Source organism: Lysinibacillus sphaericus (genome assembly GCF_005217585.1).
Taxonomy (GTDB): Bacteria; Bacillota; Bacilli; order Bacillales_A; family Planococcaceae; genus Lysinibacillus; species Lysinibacillus sphaericus.
On the sequence record NZ_SZPT01000002.1, the window covers coordinates 333,120 to 347,856 of the forward strand.

At 34.3% G+C, this 14,737-nt stretch carries 14 protein-coding genes; 5 read left to right on the forward strand and 9 right to left on the reverse strand.

Annotated features, from left to right (window positions below):
* Positions 1 to 92 precede the first annotated feature (92 nt).
* Positions 93 to 1,130 (forward strand): serine hydrolase domain-containing protein, encoded by a 1,038-nt coding sequence (locus FC748_RS07195; protein WP_108030874.1) that lies wholly within the window; start codon positions 93 to 95, stop codon positions 1,128 to 1,130.
* Positions 1,131 to 1,285: 155 nt separating this feature from the next.
* Here FC748_RS07195 and FC748_RS07200 read toward each other — a convergent pair whose 3' ends face one another.
* Complete coding sequence (locus FC748_RS07200) at positions 1,286 to 1,816, reverse strand: dihydrofolate reductase family protein (RefSeq protein WP_108030875.1); 531 nt, start codon at positions 1,814 to 1,816, stop codon at positions 1,286 to 1,288.
* A gap of 113 nt (positions 1,817 to 1,929) precedes the next feature.
* Between FC748_RS07200 and FC748_RS07205 the strand changes: the two genes are divergently transcribed.
* The 3 genes from FC748_RS07205 to FC748_RS07215 all read left to right on the forward strand — a co-directional run bounded on the left by FC748_RS07205 (position 1,930) and on the right by FC748_RS07215 (position 4,771).
* Positions 1,930 to 2,874 carry a helix-turn-helix transcriptional regulator gene (locus FC748_RS07205; protein ID WP_108030876.1) on the forward strand — a complete coding sequence of 315 codons (945 nt, stop codon included), beginning with the start codon at positions 1,930 to 1,932 and terminating at the stop codon, positions 2,872 to 2,874.
* Between the two features lie 266 nt (positions 2,875 to 3,140).
* Complete coding sequence (csaA, locus tag FC748_RS07210) at positions 3,141 to 3,473, forward strand: chaperone CsaA (protein WP_024361835.1); 333 nt, start codon at positions 3,141 to 3,143, stop codon at positions 3,471 to 3,473.
* Between the two features lie 344 nt (positions 3,474 to 3,817).
* The gene (locus tag FC748_RS07215; protein ID WP_370510644.1) at positions 3,818 to 4,771 is read left to right on the forward strand and encodes a TRM11 family SAM-dependent methyltransferase; all 954 of its coding nucleotides are present in this window, start codon (positions 3,818 to 3,820) and stop codon (positions 4,769 to 4,771) included.
* Positions 4,772 to 4,945: 174 nt separating this feature from the next.
* Here FC748_RS07215 and FC748_RS07220 read toward each other — a convergent pair whose 3' ends face one another.
* The 3 genes from FC748_RS07220 to FC748_RS07230 all read right to left on the reverse strand — a co-directional run bounded on the left by FC748_RS07220 (position 4,946) and on the right by FC748_RS07230 (position 8,325).
* Positions 4,946 to 5,995 (reverse strand): 2,3-butanediol dehydrogenase, encoded by a 1,050-nt coding sequence (locus FC748_RS07220; RefSeq protein WP_024361837.1) that lies wholly within the window; start codon positions 5,993 to 5,995, stop codon positions 4,946 to 4,948.
* Positions 5,996 to 6,742: 747 nt separating this feature from the next.
* Positions 6,743 to 7,000, reverse strand: a complete 258-nt coding sequence (locus FC748_RS22270) for a hypothetical protein (RefSeq protein ID WP_244311194.1) — start codon at positions 6,998 to 7,000, stop codon at positions 6,743 to 6,745.
* Positions 7,001 to 7,308: 308 nt separating this feature from the next.
* A complete protein-coding gene (locus tag FC748_RS07230) occupies positions 7,309 to 8,325 on the reverse strand; it encodes a bile salt hydrolase (RefSeq protein ID WP_108030877.1) in 1,017 nt (338 codons plus the stop codon).
* A 722-nt stretch (positions 8,326 to 9,047) separates the two neighbouring features.
* On the opposite strand from FC748_RS07230, the gene FC748_RS07235 reads away from it, so the two are divergent.
* Positions 9,048 to 9,560 (forward strand): tellurite resistance TerB family protein, encoded by a 513-nt coding sequence (locus FC748_RS07235; protein ID WP_108030878.1) that lies wholly within the window; start codon positions 9,048 to 9,050, stop codon positions 9,558 to 9,560.
* A gap of 353 nt (positions 9,561 to 9,913) precedes the next feature.
* On the opposite strand, the gene FC748_RS07240 is transcribed toward FC748_RS07235, so the two are convergent.
* From FC748_RS07240 to FC748_RS07260, 5 genes are all read right to left on the reverse strand, one after another.
* Positions 9,914 to 10,270: a peptidylprolyl isomerase gene (locus FC748_RS07240; RefSeq protein ID WP_238600214.1), complete on the reverse strand. Its 357-nt coding sequence runs from the start codon at positions 10,268 to 10,270 to the stop codon at positions 9,914 to 9,916.
* Between the two features lie 145 nt (positions 10,271 to 10,415).
* On the reverse strand, positions 10,416 to 10,700 hold the full coding sequence (locus FC748_RS07245; protein ID WP_024361841.1) for a hypothetical protein: 285 nt from the start codon (positions 10,698 to 10,700) through the stop codon (positions 10,416 to 10,418).
* Positions 10,701 to 11,156: 456 nt separating this feature from the next.
* On the reverse strand, positions 11,157 to 12,362 hold the full coding sequence (locus FC748_RS07250) for an EAL-associated domain-containing protein (protein ID WP_024361843.1): 1,206 nt from the start codon (positions 12,360 to 12,362) through the stop codon (positions 11,157 to 11,159).
* Between the two features lie 154 nt (positions 12,363 to 12,516).
* On the reverse strand, positions 12,517 to 13,413 hold the full coding sequence (locus FC748_RS07255; protein ID WP_024361844.1) for a fatty acid kinase binding subunit FakB: 897 nt from the start codon (positions 13,411 to 13,413) through the stop codon (positions 12,517 to 12,519).
* A gap of 207 nt (positions 13,414 to 13,620) precedes the next feature.
* Complete coding sequence (locus tag FC748_RS07260) at positions 13,621 to 14,724, reverse strand: TFIIB-type zinc ribbon-containing protein (RefSeq protein WP_024361845.1); 1,104 nt, start codon at positions 14,722 to 14,724, stop codon at positions 13,621 to 13,623.
* Positions 14,725 to 14,737: the final 13 nt, after the last annotated feature.

Below are 14,737 nucleotides of genomic sequence, written 5' to 3' on the forward strand. Positions count from 1 at the left end.
CTTTTTCTTGTGATATAGCTAACCCCCACAAAAGGAAACGTATGTTTGTTCATCATGTTATAATTAGTATAAAAATTGATGGATGGTGTCTAATGATCAAAGTAAATATTGAGGAACGTATGAATCACTATCGTGTTCAAGGGTTAAGCCTTTTAGTAATTGAAAAGGGGCAAATTAGTCAAATAGAACATTATGGATATCTTATGGCAGGAACTAGGCAAAAAGTAAATGACCAATCTATTTTCAATGCCTGTTCTATAAGCAAATTTTTAACGAGCATGGTAGTAATGGTATTAGTAGAACAAGGCTATTTAGATTTAGATGAGGATGTCAATAACAAACTGAAATCGTGGAAGGTACCGGAAAATCAATATACGAAGCTAAAAAAAGTAACATTACGAAACTTACTTTGTCATCAATCTGGCATTATAGATCCAGTGAATAGTTTTTCAACTTTAAACGCTGCTCATGCGAAACCGTCAATGGTAAATTTGTTAAATGGCACAACACCTTACTGTCAAAGCCCTATAGAAGTAAGTGGTGAACCTTGGCATGCATTTCATTATTCGGATGCTGGTTTTTGTATTATACAGTTATTAATAGAAGATGTAATGGCACAATCATTTGACTCGATTATAGAAGAGCATATATTTAAACCGTTAACTATGACACATAGCACATTTTCTACAACATTTGCATCATCAAAAGCACAATCTTTCGCTAGTGGTCACCACAAAAATGGAAAATCGGTGACAGATAACTACCCAATTTATCCTTACCCTGCGGCTTGTGGTTTATGGACATCCCCCGCTGATCTAGCTAAATTATTACTAGAGTTAATAAATGCTTTAAAGGGCTCTAGTAAAATCGGTATCTCTGCAAACCTAGTCAAAGAGCTAATTCAACCACAAGGTGCTAAAGAATGGGCTGGTTTAGGTGTATTCCTTGAGGGCTCAGGACAAGAAGTAGAAATCTCCTCCCTTGGCTGGGGTATTGGGTTTCAATGTATGCTTGTATTATTTCCTTATATAGAAAAAGGAATGATTGTTATGACAAATACTGATTTAGGCGTTCATCAAATGCAAGGAATCATAGGTGAACTATACAAATCACTTATCTCCTGTTCATAAAACGACGTTTTCCCCTACCAAATCCAAACAAAACTAAGCAACCAGTCGTTGGTATAATACCGACAACTGGTTGGACAATGCTTTTTTGACCGCCTTTTAGATATATCTCTTTATTGCTAAAACTTACTTAAAAAACATATGCGACAGCCATAAAATCAACTTTCTTGTTTTACTTGATAATGCATTTGCACCATCTGTCCATAACATGTTGTCTTTATTAATTCTAGATTGATTTGCGGATTATCCTTTTTAAATAGGGCTATGCCAGAACCTAATATATGCGGGGTAATGGTAATAATGTATTCGTCAATTAGATTTTCTTTCATAAAAGCATCAAGAATCTCTGCTCCACCAACCATCCAAATATGTGCTCCTGATTGTTTCTTTAACTGTTGGGTAAACGATACAACATTTTCATTCACAAATTCCACATCGTCATTTTTGTTCTTTGCTGATTTCGAGAAAACATAACATTTTTTATCAGAATATGGAAAATCATCAGAGTGTTCCATCACATAATCATAGGTGCGTTTCCCCATTATGATGGTATCAATTGTTTGATACATATCCATGTACCCATTATCCCCTTCCCCTTCTGATTCTAATAACCATTGTAAGTCATCATCCTCTTTCGCAATAAATCCATCTACACTAGTCGCAACAAATAAAACAATTTTTCTATTCATTAGGTGGTCTCCTTTTCTCATGAGCGTTTTGCTTTTGATTAAATCATTAGCACAAACTATACTAAACAGTAAACATGACAAGTAATGGCATGATTAAAAGAAAAGGTGAGAATATGTCTAAAGCAAAACGTTTATTAGATATTCTACTATTTGTAAATGCGAAAAGAAAATTTACAGCGCAAGAACTAGCCGATGAATTTAAAATATCCGTCCGAACTGTGCATCGTGATTTATTGGATTTAAGCGATATGGGTTTACCCATATATGCAGAACAAGGGAGGAATGGAGGATATACCGTTATTACAACACGTCTACTTCCACCTATGTTATTTACAGAAGAAGAAGTTGTATCCATTTTCTTTGCATTTCAAGCGCTCAATTATTATCGTGATTTACCTTTTGATGCTGAAATCCGCTCCGTCACGCATAAATTATATCGTTCACTTCCAAAAGATGCCCAAGCAAAAGTAGATAAACTTCGCTCTTATATTGCCTTTTGGAATCCTAAGAGAACAATCGATACCCCTTTATTAAAAAATGTTTTAGATGCGTCGATTGAAGGAAGTCAGCTTCACATTCAATACCACTCAAAAAAAGCGATAACAACAAAGCATATTCGTCCTATCGGTGTATATGCTCATAATGGACTATGGTATATGCCTGCATACGACTTTCATAAAGATAAAGTTTTATTGTTTCGAGTGGATCGTATCCATGCCATTATTTCAAGCATAAAAGACGACAGCAATTTTACAAACTTAGAAGAATGGTTTGATTCATATGAAGTAAAAACCCCTATTAGATTGCTTGTTGAACTGTCTAAAGAAGGCGTACGCCAATGTCTAAGCGAGCCAAATTTCCAAGGTTTCGTGACCATCAACGAACATGGGACTGGTACTATAGATGCGGTGATTGATGAAGGTGAGCTTCACTTTATCGCTCCTCTATTTTATAGACTAGGATTACATGCAAAAATTATTGAGCCAGAAGAATTAATCCAACATATGCGGAAACAGGCTAAAGAAATTTTAACGATGTATCAAGAAGGAAATTTATAAATGGCTCGTTCCAATTAGAATCTGCGTGGAAAATTTTTCGTTGGTCTGAAAATAAATATTTTATAAGTTATTAAAAATAAGGAAAAGTAAGCAGTAAAATAGAGTTTGCGCCTTGCCCAAATGTATATTATGTAACGTTGTTTGTGAAATCCTTAGCCTTGTTAAATGTAACTATACTGCCTCTCTCATTACGTATAGAGATGTTTCTTGGATAACAAGACCTTCTATGTTAACATTTACAAAAACCCCAATTAAGGAGTGAAATTATGGCGACCATTGAAGACTTTATGGCACTGGATATTCGAATCGGTACAGTTATGGAAGCGGAAGAATTACCAAAGGCACGAGTTCCCGCTATTAAAATGAGCATTGATTTTGGTGAAACATTGGGCATTAAGCAATCTTCTGCACAAATTACAAAACGATATACACCAGATGAAATCATCGGCAAACAAGTAGTAGCAGTTGTCAATTTCCCGCCACGACGAGTAGCAGGTTTCAAATCAGAGGTTCTCGTAATCGGTGGTGTGCCGATAGAGGGAGATGTCATTCTATTAACACCTGATCAATCAGTACCCAATGGCACAAAAATTAGTTAAAGCACCCTATTCCCATTTTCACTGTCACTTTGCCATCCGTATAAAACATTTTATTTGATTGCACTGACAAATGGCTAAAGCTTGATAACTTCCTCTGCATATTCATAATAGTGTAAAGCTTAAAAAACCTTTACAAAAACTCTCCTGTTTTGGGGTCACTTTCTTTAGGGAAGTGACTCTTTTCTATTTTTAGAATATTAAAAATCGCCCACAATAACGTACGCTTTTTTTGTTCATTTCAATTATTGATGAAGTTGTGATAGACTTGAAGTTTAGTGCCTAGAGACATCTACAATTATTTGACCAATATCAAGTGATCAATAATAGAAAAGGATGATAACCCATTGATTAATGAACAACATACCAATAAATATATATACACATATGTCCATCATGTAGATGAATACGATTTATGTAGAATGGAGATGCGCTCTTTTTTCGGTGTAGATTCCTCATCAAACTATATGATAAGCAATCTAGAAGTTGACCCTAGTCGTAGTCCTTTTATACAAGATCGACTTGAAGTGCTGTTTGAAGACCATAGCGTAGAAAATATAAAAAAATTAGTGAAGAATTTAATAGTTGGTGAAAAAACTTATAAGGTAGTTTGTTTAAATAATTTTGTTATAGGTCAAACAAAGAAAATTTCTCAGCCAGAGCGGCGACGAATAGAACGCGAGCTAGGGTTGTGTATCGAGGGAGACCCTGATCTAAATTATCCTGAAATTATTTTTGGTCTTATTTTAATAGATGGAAAATGGTATTTCGGTAAACATCTGAAAAGTGAGTCCATTTGGCGTAAACATTTACATAAACCAAATAGTTATTCAACAGCACTTAGTACAAGAGTTGCTCGCGCCGTTGCCAATATCGCCATTCCTCAGCCACAAAATATTCGTGCTATTGACCCTTGCTGTGGTATAGGAACGGTAATAGTAGAAGCTCTTTCTATGGGTATTGATATTGAAGGAAGAGATATCAATCATTTTGTTTGTAGCGGTTCTCGCGAAAATATAGCCTATTTTGGTTTACAAGGAAAGATTACTTTAGGTCCCATTTCAGAAGTAACAGAACACTATGATGTAGCTATTATTGATTTACCATACAATTTGTTTACGCATTCATCACGTGAAGATCAATATAATATACTTAAACATGCTCGTCGAATTGCGGATAAAGTAGTTGTCGTTACTATTGAAACAATTGATGATTTAATACATGATGCTGGTTTCATGATTGCCGATCGCTGCATTGCGAAAAAGCAGTCTTTCTTACGTCAGATTTTATTATGTCAATAAGCCTTCTCTATCACAATAAATGATTAATAACCCATTGGTGCTGATAGGAATTTCTTTCATCGGCCTGAATGGGATTTCAAAATAAACATCCCATATAGCCTATCAAAATTAAAAAGCACCTATTAGTCCTCACTAATAGGTGCTTGCTTGTTTACAATTTATTAAAAATAAGTATTATTTCTCGCCGCTTAATTCTACTAAAATTTTAGCTTGTGATTTATCGTTTGTTAAAGCTTCAAAGCCTTTTTCAACGATATCATCTAATTGAATACGGCCAGTAATAATTCCTTGAGGTTTTAATTGACCACTGCCCATTAAATCAACTGTTTGTTGGAATGATGTTGGTGTGTAAGCAATACTTGAAGTAATTTTCACACCTGTATTTGTTAAATGAATTGGATTCCATTCAATTGGACGAGCAAAGATTGATACAATAACCATAGTACCACGAGCTCTTGTTGCATCGATTGCTTGTTTAAATGTTGGCGCAACACCTGCAACTTCAAATGATACATCCACACCATCTGGAACGATTGCGCGAATTGCTTCTACACCATCTACTTCACCAGAGTTAATCACGTGCGTTGCACCAAGTTCTTTTGCTTTTTCAAGACGTGTTTCAGATAAATCTAATACGATAATTTTACTTGCACCAGCTGCTTTAGCTGCAATAGCCGTTAATAAGCCGATTGGGCCAGCACCAAAAATCGCCACAGTATCACCGAAACGTAAATTACCCTCTTTTACAGCTTGTACTGCTACAGCTGTCGGTTCAACAAGTGCACCGTCTTCAAGTGTCATTGTTTCAGGTAGTAAATAAACATTACTTTCAGGAGCATTTGCATAAGTAGTGAAGCCACCATCGCCATGTAAACCGATGAAGCTAAAACCATCATAAGCGTCCATATCTTCAGGTTTGTTACCGTGCGTTAATGTAGGGTTAATTGCAACGCGATCGCCCACTTTAAACTTAGTAACGTTTGCACCAACTTTTTCAATAGTTCCTGCAAATTCATGCCCCATAATCAGTGGAGCGATTTCACCAGTTAATTCATCTTTTTCTTTTGTTGGAATAAAGACAGGTCCTTCTTGATATTCATGTAAATCACTACCACAAATACCAGCCCAAGCTACACGAACTGTAACTTCATTATCTTTAAGAGCTTTTAATTCTCTGTCCTCAATACGAATGTCTTTTTCTCCGTACCAAACTGCTGCTTTCATAATGTCGAAACCTCCGATGGAATTTATGTCTTTTTGTCACAACTTCATTCTATCACTAAAATAAAATGATACAAATATAATGACTCAAAAAAATTATAGTAATCCTATTAATTTAGTATACAACTAAACCAAAACAATATATTGATGTTCTAAAACAAATAACACTATATATTGTATATCATAAATTTTGATATTTTCTCTATAGTAAAATACATATTTTATTAGTATATTAATAAACGTTTTAAATATTGAAATATTTGCTGTTTAATTAGGGGGCATTTTGCAGTGAAAAGAAGATTAACAATATGAATTGTTGTTAATCTAATCTTTTGGTTATGATAATCGAGGATTTAAGAAATGTCGTTTCCATCATTGTCGGGAGCGTTGGAAAGAATGAACACTCTCTTTCCAAATCTCGAATGAGAACGACATGAAATGGAATAGTTTACAACGGAATAAGAATGCAAAAAATGTTTTCCTACCAACAAAAATAGCAATCCAATTATCTATAGCAGAAAAAGAAAATATTTTCGATACTACAAAAAATCTCCTAAATATGAAGTAATTATAAACGAACCGAAATCTCTTCTTTTTTCATAAGACTTCCCTTTCTTTAGTATCATTGCCTTGTAGTATATAAGAATAATTTTTCTATATTACATCTCCATATGGGGCATTGTTATTCTCACAGCTAATTCTACAATTGGCTGTGAAAAGGTACTTGGAATCATTGGACTTGGTAAATCGCTAATTTGCAAGTCCAAAAGATGCTTCTCCTACTTGAATCCAATCTAAATCATCTGTGCCTTGTATAGCACCTATAAAATGATAATCTGCACTATATGTATCAAAACCGTCTTTATTAGGAATAGCTCTCCAGACCTCTGCTAAAGAAATCCAAAACTTGTGGACTGGCATATAGAATTTGCTTAGCGAAAAGTTGGCAATCCTCACAACCACAATGAGCTTTTTTGGATACTTTCGGCAAGTCTTTAAACAATCCAATAGTTTTTTCCTTGTCTATTTTTACAATACAATCATTTAATATAATTTCTTCCATAGTAACACCTCAATTATAAATTTTCATGTAAGCTACACCATATTACAAGCTTCAATGATTAGATAAAGCATTACAAGAAAGTAACTTCCTATCTTTACAGTGAAATAATTTCTAACAATATATTAACATTCCACAAACCTTTTTAATTCTAATGACCTTGTGTATTTTACTATCGAAAAAGAGCCCCCCATTGTTCATATATCTAACAATCGGGGGCATTTTTTAATACCTTGTACTATATAATAGGCAATTTTTAGCTCATTACATTTACTTGATTTAATTGCTTAATATCTTGTTTACGATCCCACTCAAATGTAATTAAATCTTGACTATTTAAATTTTCAGCCATTAAGGAAACGGCTGAAATTCGACTATTGTCATACAGTTTAAAGTAATAGTTTTTACTTTGTGCACACATAGCTGAGGTATAGATGGTATAATCCGTTTTCCCCTCATTTGTCAAAACAACACCTTTTGGGATATTTACAGAAGATAGAATATGGAACAAGTTTGTTACGCCTTCTGTTTCATTTTTGGCTTTTTTAGTATACTTTTTCCAGTATGCTACCCGAAGAAAACGTGCTGACGGCGTAAAATCACCTGGTAATCCTAAGCCCCCTGCCCCTTGCCCAAACGGTGTCAAATCCAAGTCTCCCATCATTATATCTTGTGGCGGATTTGGTGTGACACCAATGTAAGCTCTTAAATTTGTCTGATGCCATTCATAGCCAGGGCTATTCGTCATGACGCCAATCGTTTTTCGATGAATGGTAATGCCTGTTTTATCCGGTTCAATAACAATCGATTCACCAGAAGCATCTGTAAATGTATAGTGAAGTGGGGGTGCAAAGCCAAGTATTATATTGGCCTCATTCAATAATGTATAAGAAGTTAATTTTTCAATAACATCATCGACAGTTACACAATTTCCTAAAACTTGAGAAATTACATACACGGGATTGATGCCTCTTGTGCCTTTTTTAGGTTCGTCAGCATAAGTCGCAAATGTAGCATAGTAAAGCATTGCGCCCATTAATCCCTTTTCGTTTACCCCATCATAGAGAACTGGTGATGTAATGTCAGTGCTTCCCATTCCAACAAAAGCATATGAATTGTTAATGACTACATTTTCTTTTTCTAACAATCGAATGCCGTAATTACGTGGGACAATAATCACTTTACTATCTGGTTCCATTGTAAAATCCATTGTGCGAGCGAATAAACTTTTATCATCTGTTGTACGAATTGATAAGCTACTGCAACCTAACATAAAAAACACTCCCTTGAAAAAGTATTTTAAAAAAATGTAACGGAATTATTTTTAAATCAACTAACGTATCTTCATAATAAAGAATTTACTTCACTTATCACGAGTACCATAATTAACTAAAAATAGATTTATTCCGCTTCCAAAACCATACTATCACTTCCATTAATGGAAATTCAAGGATAAATTTACGCCGTTTTTTGGCGGTCATACCACCTTTTTTTAAGACTGAAATTTCCAATCCCATGCAATAACGCCACATCGCGCCACATACACCGTCATTTTTTGGCGTTACTATTATTTTCTAATACTATGAAAGTAGTATTTTTAAAAAATACACTGTCTAACAATTGACTTTCTAATAAAATTCATATTTTTATAGACATGTATTTTTTCACTAAACTGTCAAATTTGATATACGTTTACACATATAAAAGACCCTCTTTGCTTAGCAACTGGTGCAAATATAACTATCTTTTATGATTAGGAGGTAGGTTAAAGGATATGCTATTGAATAGGTAACTTATTATGAACTACTAGTAAATTACAAAATCACCATTTAAGGTTACATTTCATAGAATGGCATTTAATTCACACGATTATTACTGACAACACTTACCAATATTGATACAATCTTAACAATGATGGCAATTATAGATTTAAGATAAAACATTACATATCTTCAATGTAATTTTTATAAATTAAAATAATAGGAGGATTTATTAGTGGGATTATTTGATATCTTTAAAGGGGACAAGGTTCATAACAAACAAGGTATGAATCCCCATTTTGCATTTGTAACATCTTTACTTTATATGATGGGGGCAGATGGTGAATATGATAATGAGGAAATAGGTCAGTTGTTATCAGTTATTGGAGGTAAGAAAAAAGGCAGTACAGTTTATGTAGGTGGTAACAATAATGATTTAATGGACCAAGTTATTAAATACGTAAATAGAAATTCAGTAGACCAATTTTTACTTGAAGCGGCTCCAGCATTAACTGATGCTCAAAAGATGTGCATTTTAGTTAATATTATCGATTCATCTTTATCTGATGGTGAAGCTGAAATCCAAGAACAAAAACTATTTGCTAAATTCTTAAAAGCTTTCGGGATTTCTGAAGAAAGATTCAAACCTTTCTTTGAAGTTATTGTTTTAAAAAATGATCGTTCAGTATTCTTAAATCCAAACCATGCGAAAAATCAAACTGGATATAAAGTAAATCTTTCAAAATAAAATCCCAGTCACTCATTTTAAATGAGTGACGTTTTTGTGTTTATAATAAAATCAAAGTTAAATTCATCTCGTTCTTTTGCTTGTGTAGATTAGGCTGCTGTATATGACAAGATTATCTTCCCTTATACAAAAGCATTTGTTGCAATAATTCTAGAACAACGTTTACACAAGTATAATTGGGTAAAAATAAATAACCAGATAATGAGCATCTGATTATTTAATCGACCCACCCGAAAATTTCATCAAATGAGTTTAATAGTATTAGATTTTTAAATTCCTGCTACTATTTAAGTGAAGTAAGAAATAAAATTTAATTACTATACTGTGATTTAAGAACGTTATTTGAAATATCTTTAAAAACCCGAGACAATATCAAAAGGCGTAGCGTATCCGTTTACTAACACTTGAACTGTGTCATATTTTGCATCACCACGAGTAATTTTAAATACGTACTGTTTTAACTCACTATTTTCTTGACTTACACTATCTAACTTTATGTCTAATATGTTCTCTTTCACTTCAAGCTGAGCTATAACTGTTTCTAAAGATTGAAAAATAATATAGGCGTCTCCCTTTTCACTATCATGAATGTATTGCAGTGTGGAATTAGGATTAATTCTTTCCGTTACTTTTGTTGGAACACTTTGAATTTCAATAATACTTAATTCTTTTGAATAACAAGCTGCTACTATGATTGCCGTAACTAACATTAAAGAAAATTGTCTCCTCAATTAAGCACCTCATTTCTATTAGGTAACCTTGTTTTCACAAATATTATATAACTCAACATGCCGAAAGCGGATGGAGGACATTTTGCTCTTAACGCTGTATATCCAAATGAACAACAATAAGTATTTATTTTTTATTTTTTCGTTCTAATAGGATAGGTGCTATATTTAGTAAAATTGAAACAATGGTTAGTAACCATAACGTTTTTTCCATAGTTGGAACAACATCCAATAAAGCCGCCCAATCTTCAACTTTTACCCAATTAGATACAAGGCTATGTTCTGCACAGAGTGTCAATGCAGTAAATGATAACCCCATTGCCATCGCGAGTTTATAATCTTTACCTGTTATATACCTATATAGATTGAAAAAAGTTGCTATTATAGTAATAAGGCCTAATATTAACCACATAATGATACCTCCCTTTTTCAATATAGACATAAATTGTAATTAAATGGTTCCCACTTCCTCATTCGGACGCAGTATTGGCGTAAATTACGACACCATGGAAGGAAGATTTTAAACAACTATTTGAAAAAGAGCACCACAAAGGCACTCTTTAAAGATTCATTATTGCAGTTCAGTTGTTTCACACTTGCAAAAAGAAGCAGCAGATTAAACGATTCTCCGCACATGTACTACTTCACACTTATGTAAGTATTTTTATTGCCGAAGGTATTCCCGTTACCAAGATAGCCAAAATGATCAGAGATACTCCAGAAATGGTTATGAAGGCATATGCTCAGTCGTTGGCTTATGAAGAACTAAAACATGAATGACATTTGGTTAATTCCTATTTTTTACCTTTATTTGGGGTACAAACGATATTTGTACCCCTCCACTCTTGCTATATAAGCTTTTATTAGTCTATCTAAATATATTATGTTCATATAAAAAATCATAGGAAAGATCGACAAATAAATATTCGTGTTCATTAATGGCAATCGAAAATGTTCGCGTAATTTCTCCTGTCTCGATATCTCGATACAGTTCTGAAATTTCCCCATTTTGATCATTTCGCATTTTAATAATCGTTTGTAGGAAATACGGTCGCCAACTCCAATTTTTATTAATTGCATTTGGCTGTAATTCCCATATCCCTTCTACACGCATCACGTTAGGCGTTAATTGGAAACCATCCTCATTACAGATATATAATCGGAAAGAGTAATGATCTAAAAGCTCTGCTAAATGTTCTAATTGAGAAATGTTATCGCTAGAAGGCTTTACTCGATGAACAATCGCTTCTAACTCTTCTCTTAATTTCTTCAACTCGAAATATTGTGCCTGAAGCATCTTCTTTTCAGATGTTATAAATTGCTGACATTCCTCTTTAAAACGTTCCTTTAATATATCTTTCTCCACAAATGTCTTTGCAGCATTTGCTAAATAAGAACCTTGATAGAATCGTCCCCCGTTTTTCCAAGCAAATTGCAATTGGTAAACAGTTCCTATTCCTTCAAACAATAAGTTAGCCCCGATTTTATAAGCTAAGCTTCCAATGGCTGAAATCATATCAGATTGTGCAGACCATGAGTCATAATTCAAATCACGTATATTAACCTTTAAAATTTGAGGTGATAATAATGCGATATGTTCTAAATGACTTTCAGCACCTACTTCTTGCACAGCAATTTTCATACCGAATGTTGTAAAATAGCGAAGAGCGTGGTGCAATTTATTAATATCGCCTAAAAATCGATGCTCGGAAACAACTAAGACAATACGATGTAAATCTTCTTCCCCTATATATTGTTGAATAATATTAAAATGACTTTCACCGAAATCTTGCATTAACAAGTTCGGATTACTTGGAATATAAATATCAATATCGGGTGCTACTGTGTCTATCTGCGTTAATGCAGCGTGTAAAATTTTATGCTCCATATCAATCCGATATTCTTCTGGAATATCTTCATTATTCACAAAATCTTTTAAATTGATTTGTTGACCTTCTATTTGTAACTGTCCGGAAATTTCGTAGGCAATCACCGTATGCGCATCAGCGCTAAATATAGGTTGAAAATACCCATGTATTTGATCTAAATTAGTTAACACTTCAATTGCGTCCATTGTCGAAACCTCCATACTTGAATAATCTATCATTATTCAAAAATAACATTACAACTACAGTTCATTTAATGAAAAAGCTCTCTGACTGTATAATAGTTTGTTTATAGGAATTTCGCAACTTCACATGCCATATTTTTGTTATTCGTTTGTTCGTTTAGACCGTCACTAATTCTTTTTCCTGTTGTTTTTGTGCGATTGTCTCCGGTCTGCGTACCCAACTCAGTCCAAGTGTTCCTTCCCCTGCATGCACACCGACACAAGCACTCAATGGCAGAACGTGAAAAATAATAAACGGATACGCTTTTTCTAGGGCTAATTTCCAATTCATCGCACCTTCTTCATTATTACAGTGAATAACAGCTACTTCTGGAATTTGATGTGAGTCTAAATCATTTATTAGAAGGTTTTCTACATATGCTTTTGCTTTTGCTAGTGCACGTACTTTTTCCTTCATGACAACTTTACCATTATCAAAAGAAATAACGACTTTTATATTTAATAGTTGACTCAAAAACGCCTGTGTCCCTGACACACGGCCACTTTTATGCAATTGTGATAAGCTCGCTGGGATAAAGGACAGCTCGCTATGATCTGCAAGTTCATTGATTTTTTCAACGATTTGTTGTGGTGGGACGCCTTCGCGTTCTAATTGCTGCCCGAGTTCTATCATTTTCATCATTGGGAATGAACCGATTTTAGAATCAACTGGATATACTTCAAATTGTGCTTGTTGTGCTGCTGTGAAAGCGCTTAAATAAGTGCCCGACAAATGTTGCGAAGTATGAATAGCAATAGCACAGTCATAGCCTTGCTGTTTTAACGATTTATATAACGCTACCACTTCACCAATGGCAGGTTGCGATGTCTTTGGATGTGTTTTAGTAGTACGAAGTTTGTCATAAAATTCATCATGTGTCATATCAACAGTTTCTCGTAATACGCCCTCTTCAAAAACAATATTGAGTGGTAACACGTGAATTTGATTGTCCTGTATGAATTTTTCATCTAACAATGCTGCTGTATCTGTAACCCATGCTATTTTCTTGTTCATTAAATGCTGTGCTCCCTGTCTATTGTAAAGTATTAATCCTTATAACTTATGCAACTATACATAGACAGAACCGTGATGAATAGTGACATTTATCATAATTGCACAATTTTTTTACAGCGTTCGACATTTTTTCGACAAAATTCACAATAAAAAACCGTGTCCTAAAAGTAAAAAATGTACACACTTCTAGGATACGGTTATTATTCGTTATTCATTCATAAAGAAATACCAGACTACCGCCGCAATCATTAACGATACAAGGACTGCAATTGTTACACGCAATGGCGAAATCGGTGCGTCTCCTCCAACACGACCTGTCTGACCATTCACCATAAATCGATAAATTTTCTCTTTATATCTAAAAGAAGAAAGCCATATTGGTAACATTAAATACTTATATGTAATGTCATCATGTGTTGTAGAAAATCGCAAATTGGAGACAACATCTGCAAATTTTTCTATACGAATCTTTGCCGTAATTTCCGCTTCTAAATGATCGTGAATTTCTCTCTTTGCTTGGTTCCAGCCATCCTGTAAACCAATGCTATAGCGTTCTGAGAGAAATCCTGCTACATACTCTGGTTTATAGGATTTATTATTTAATAAGTTAAATGGCTCTATTTTTCGCATCATCTGACGATCATAGCGAGTTGTTGCACTAATTAAATAATCATCTATAAATTCCTGATAGAAACCACTGGTAGTATACCAATCTGTAACTGTACGCTGATTGCCATCCTTATCAGTGACCGTTCGATGCTTACCATAGCTTGCCGAATAGCGTGAGCTTGTTTTTGTATCAAACGTCCAATAAGGTAGATAAACACCTTTAAAAGCATCCGGCTTTGCACTAATTTTAGCAGCCTTTGGCGTAAACCATTTACTTTTAATCCACTTTTGAAAATTTTCGCCTGCTTGTTTATCTGTTACTTCAAATGTACATACCCCATTTGGTGCAAGTGTATTTGAAGCACTCGCTTCCATTACTTGATTTGAGCCACAATATGGACAGCTATCTGCTACTTGTAATGCATCATAAATCGTTTCAGCAGCACAAGCTTTACAAACAACCGTTTTTTTCTCTACACCCCAGTTAAAGTTTCCTCGCTCTTCGGCCTTTGCAAAATCCATTTCTTGGGCCACTTTTTCTTGTTCCTTTTCCGGTTTGGCAATCTCGGTTTCAAAGCCACAATATGGACAAGTTAGCTTGCCTGTTGCGGGGTTAAACTCAATTGATGCACTGCATGATGGACATTCAGCATCGAATTCTAGCTTTGCCTCTTTGACGTTTTCCATTTCTTGCGTCGTCATCATCAGTCATCTC

Coding starts and splice junctions, on each gene's coding strand:
- FC748_RS07195 (WP_108030874.1), top strand. CDS start 93: ATGATCAAAGTAAATATTGAGGAACGTATGAATCACTATCGTGTTCAA.
- FC748_RS07250 (WP_024361843.1), bottom strand. CDS start 12,362: ATGGACGCAATTGAAGTGTTAACTAATTTAGATCAAATACATGGGTAT.
- FC748_RS07220 (WP_024361837.1), bottom strand. CDS start 5,995: ATGAAAGCAGCAGTTTGGTACGGAGAAAAAGACATTCGTATTGAGGAC.
- FC748_RS07255 (WP_024361844.1), bottom strand. CDS start 13,413: ATGAACAAGAAAATAGCATGGGTTACAGATACAGCAGCATTGTTAGAT.
- FC748_RS07230 (WP_108030877.1), bottom strand. CDS start 8,325: ATGTTAGGTTGCAGTAGCTTATCAATTCGTACAACAGATGATAAAAGT.
- FC748_RS07245 (WP_024361841.1), bottom strand. CDS start 10,700: ATGTGGTTAATATTAGGCCTTATTACTATAATAGCAACTTTTTTCAAT.
- FC748_RS07240 (WP_238600214.1), bottom strand. CDS start 10,270: ATGTTAGTTACGGCAATCATAGTAGCAGCTTGTTATTCAAAAGAATTA.
- FC748_RS07205 (WP_108030876.1), top strand. CDS start 1,930: ATGTCTAAAGCAAAACGTTTATTAGATATTCTACTATTTGTAAATGCG.
- FC748_RS07260 (WP_024361845.1), bottom strand. CDS start 14,724: ATGACGACGCAAGAAATGGAAAACGTCAAAGAGGCAAAGCTAGAATTC.
- csaA (WP_024361835.1), top strand. CDS start 3,141: ATGGCGACCATTGAAGACTTTATGGCACTGGATATTCGAATCGGTACA.
- FC748_RS07200 (WP_108030875.1), bottom strand. CDS start 1,816: ATGAATAGAAAAATTGTTTTATTTGTTGCGACTAGTGTAGATGGATTT.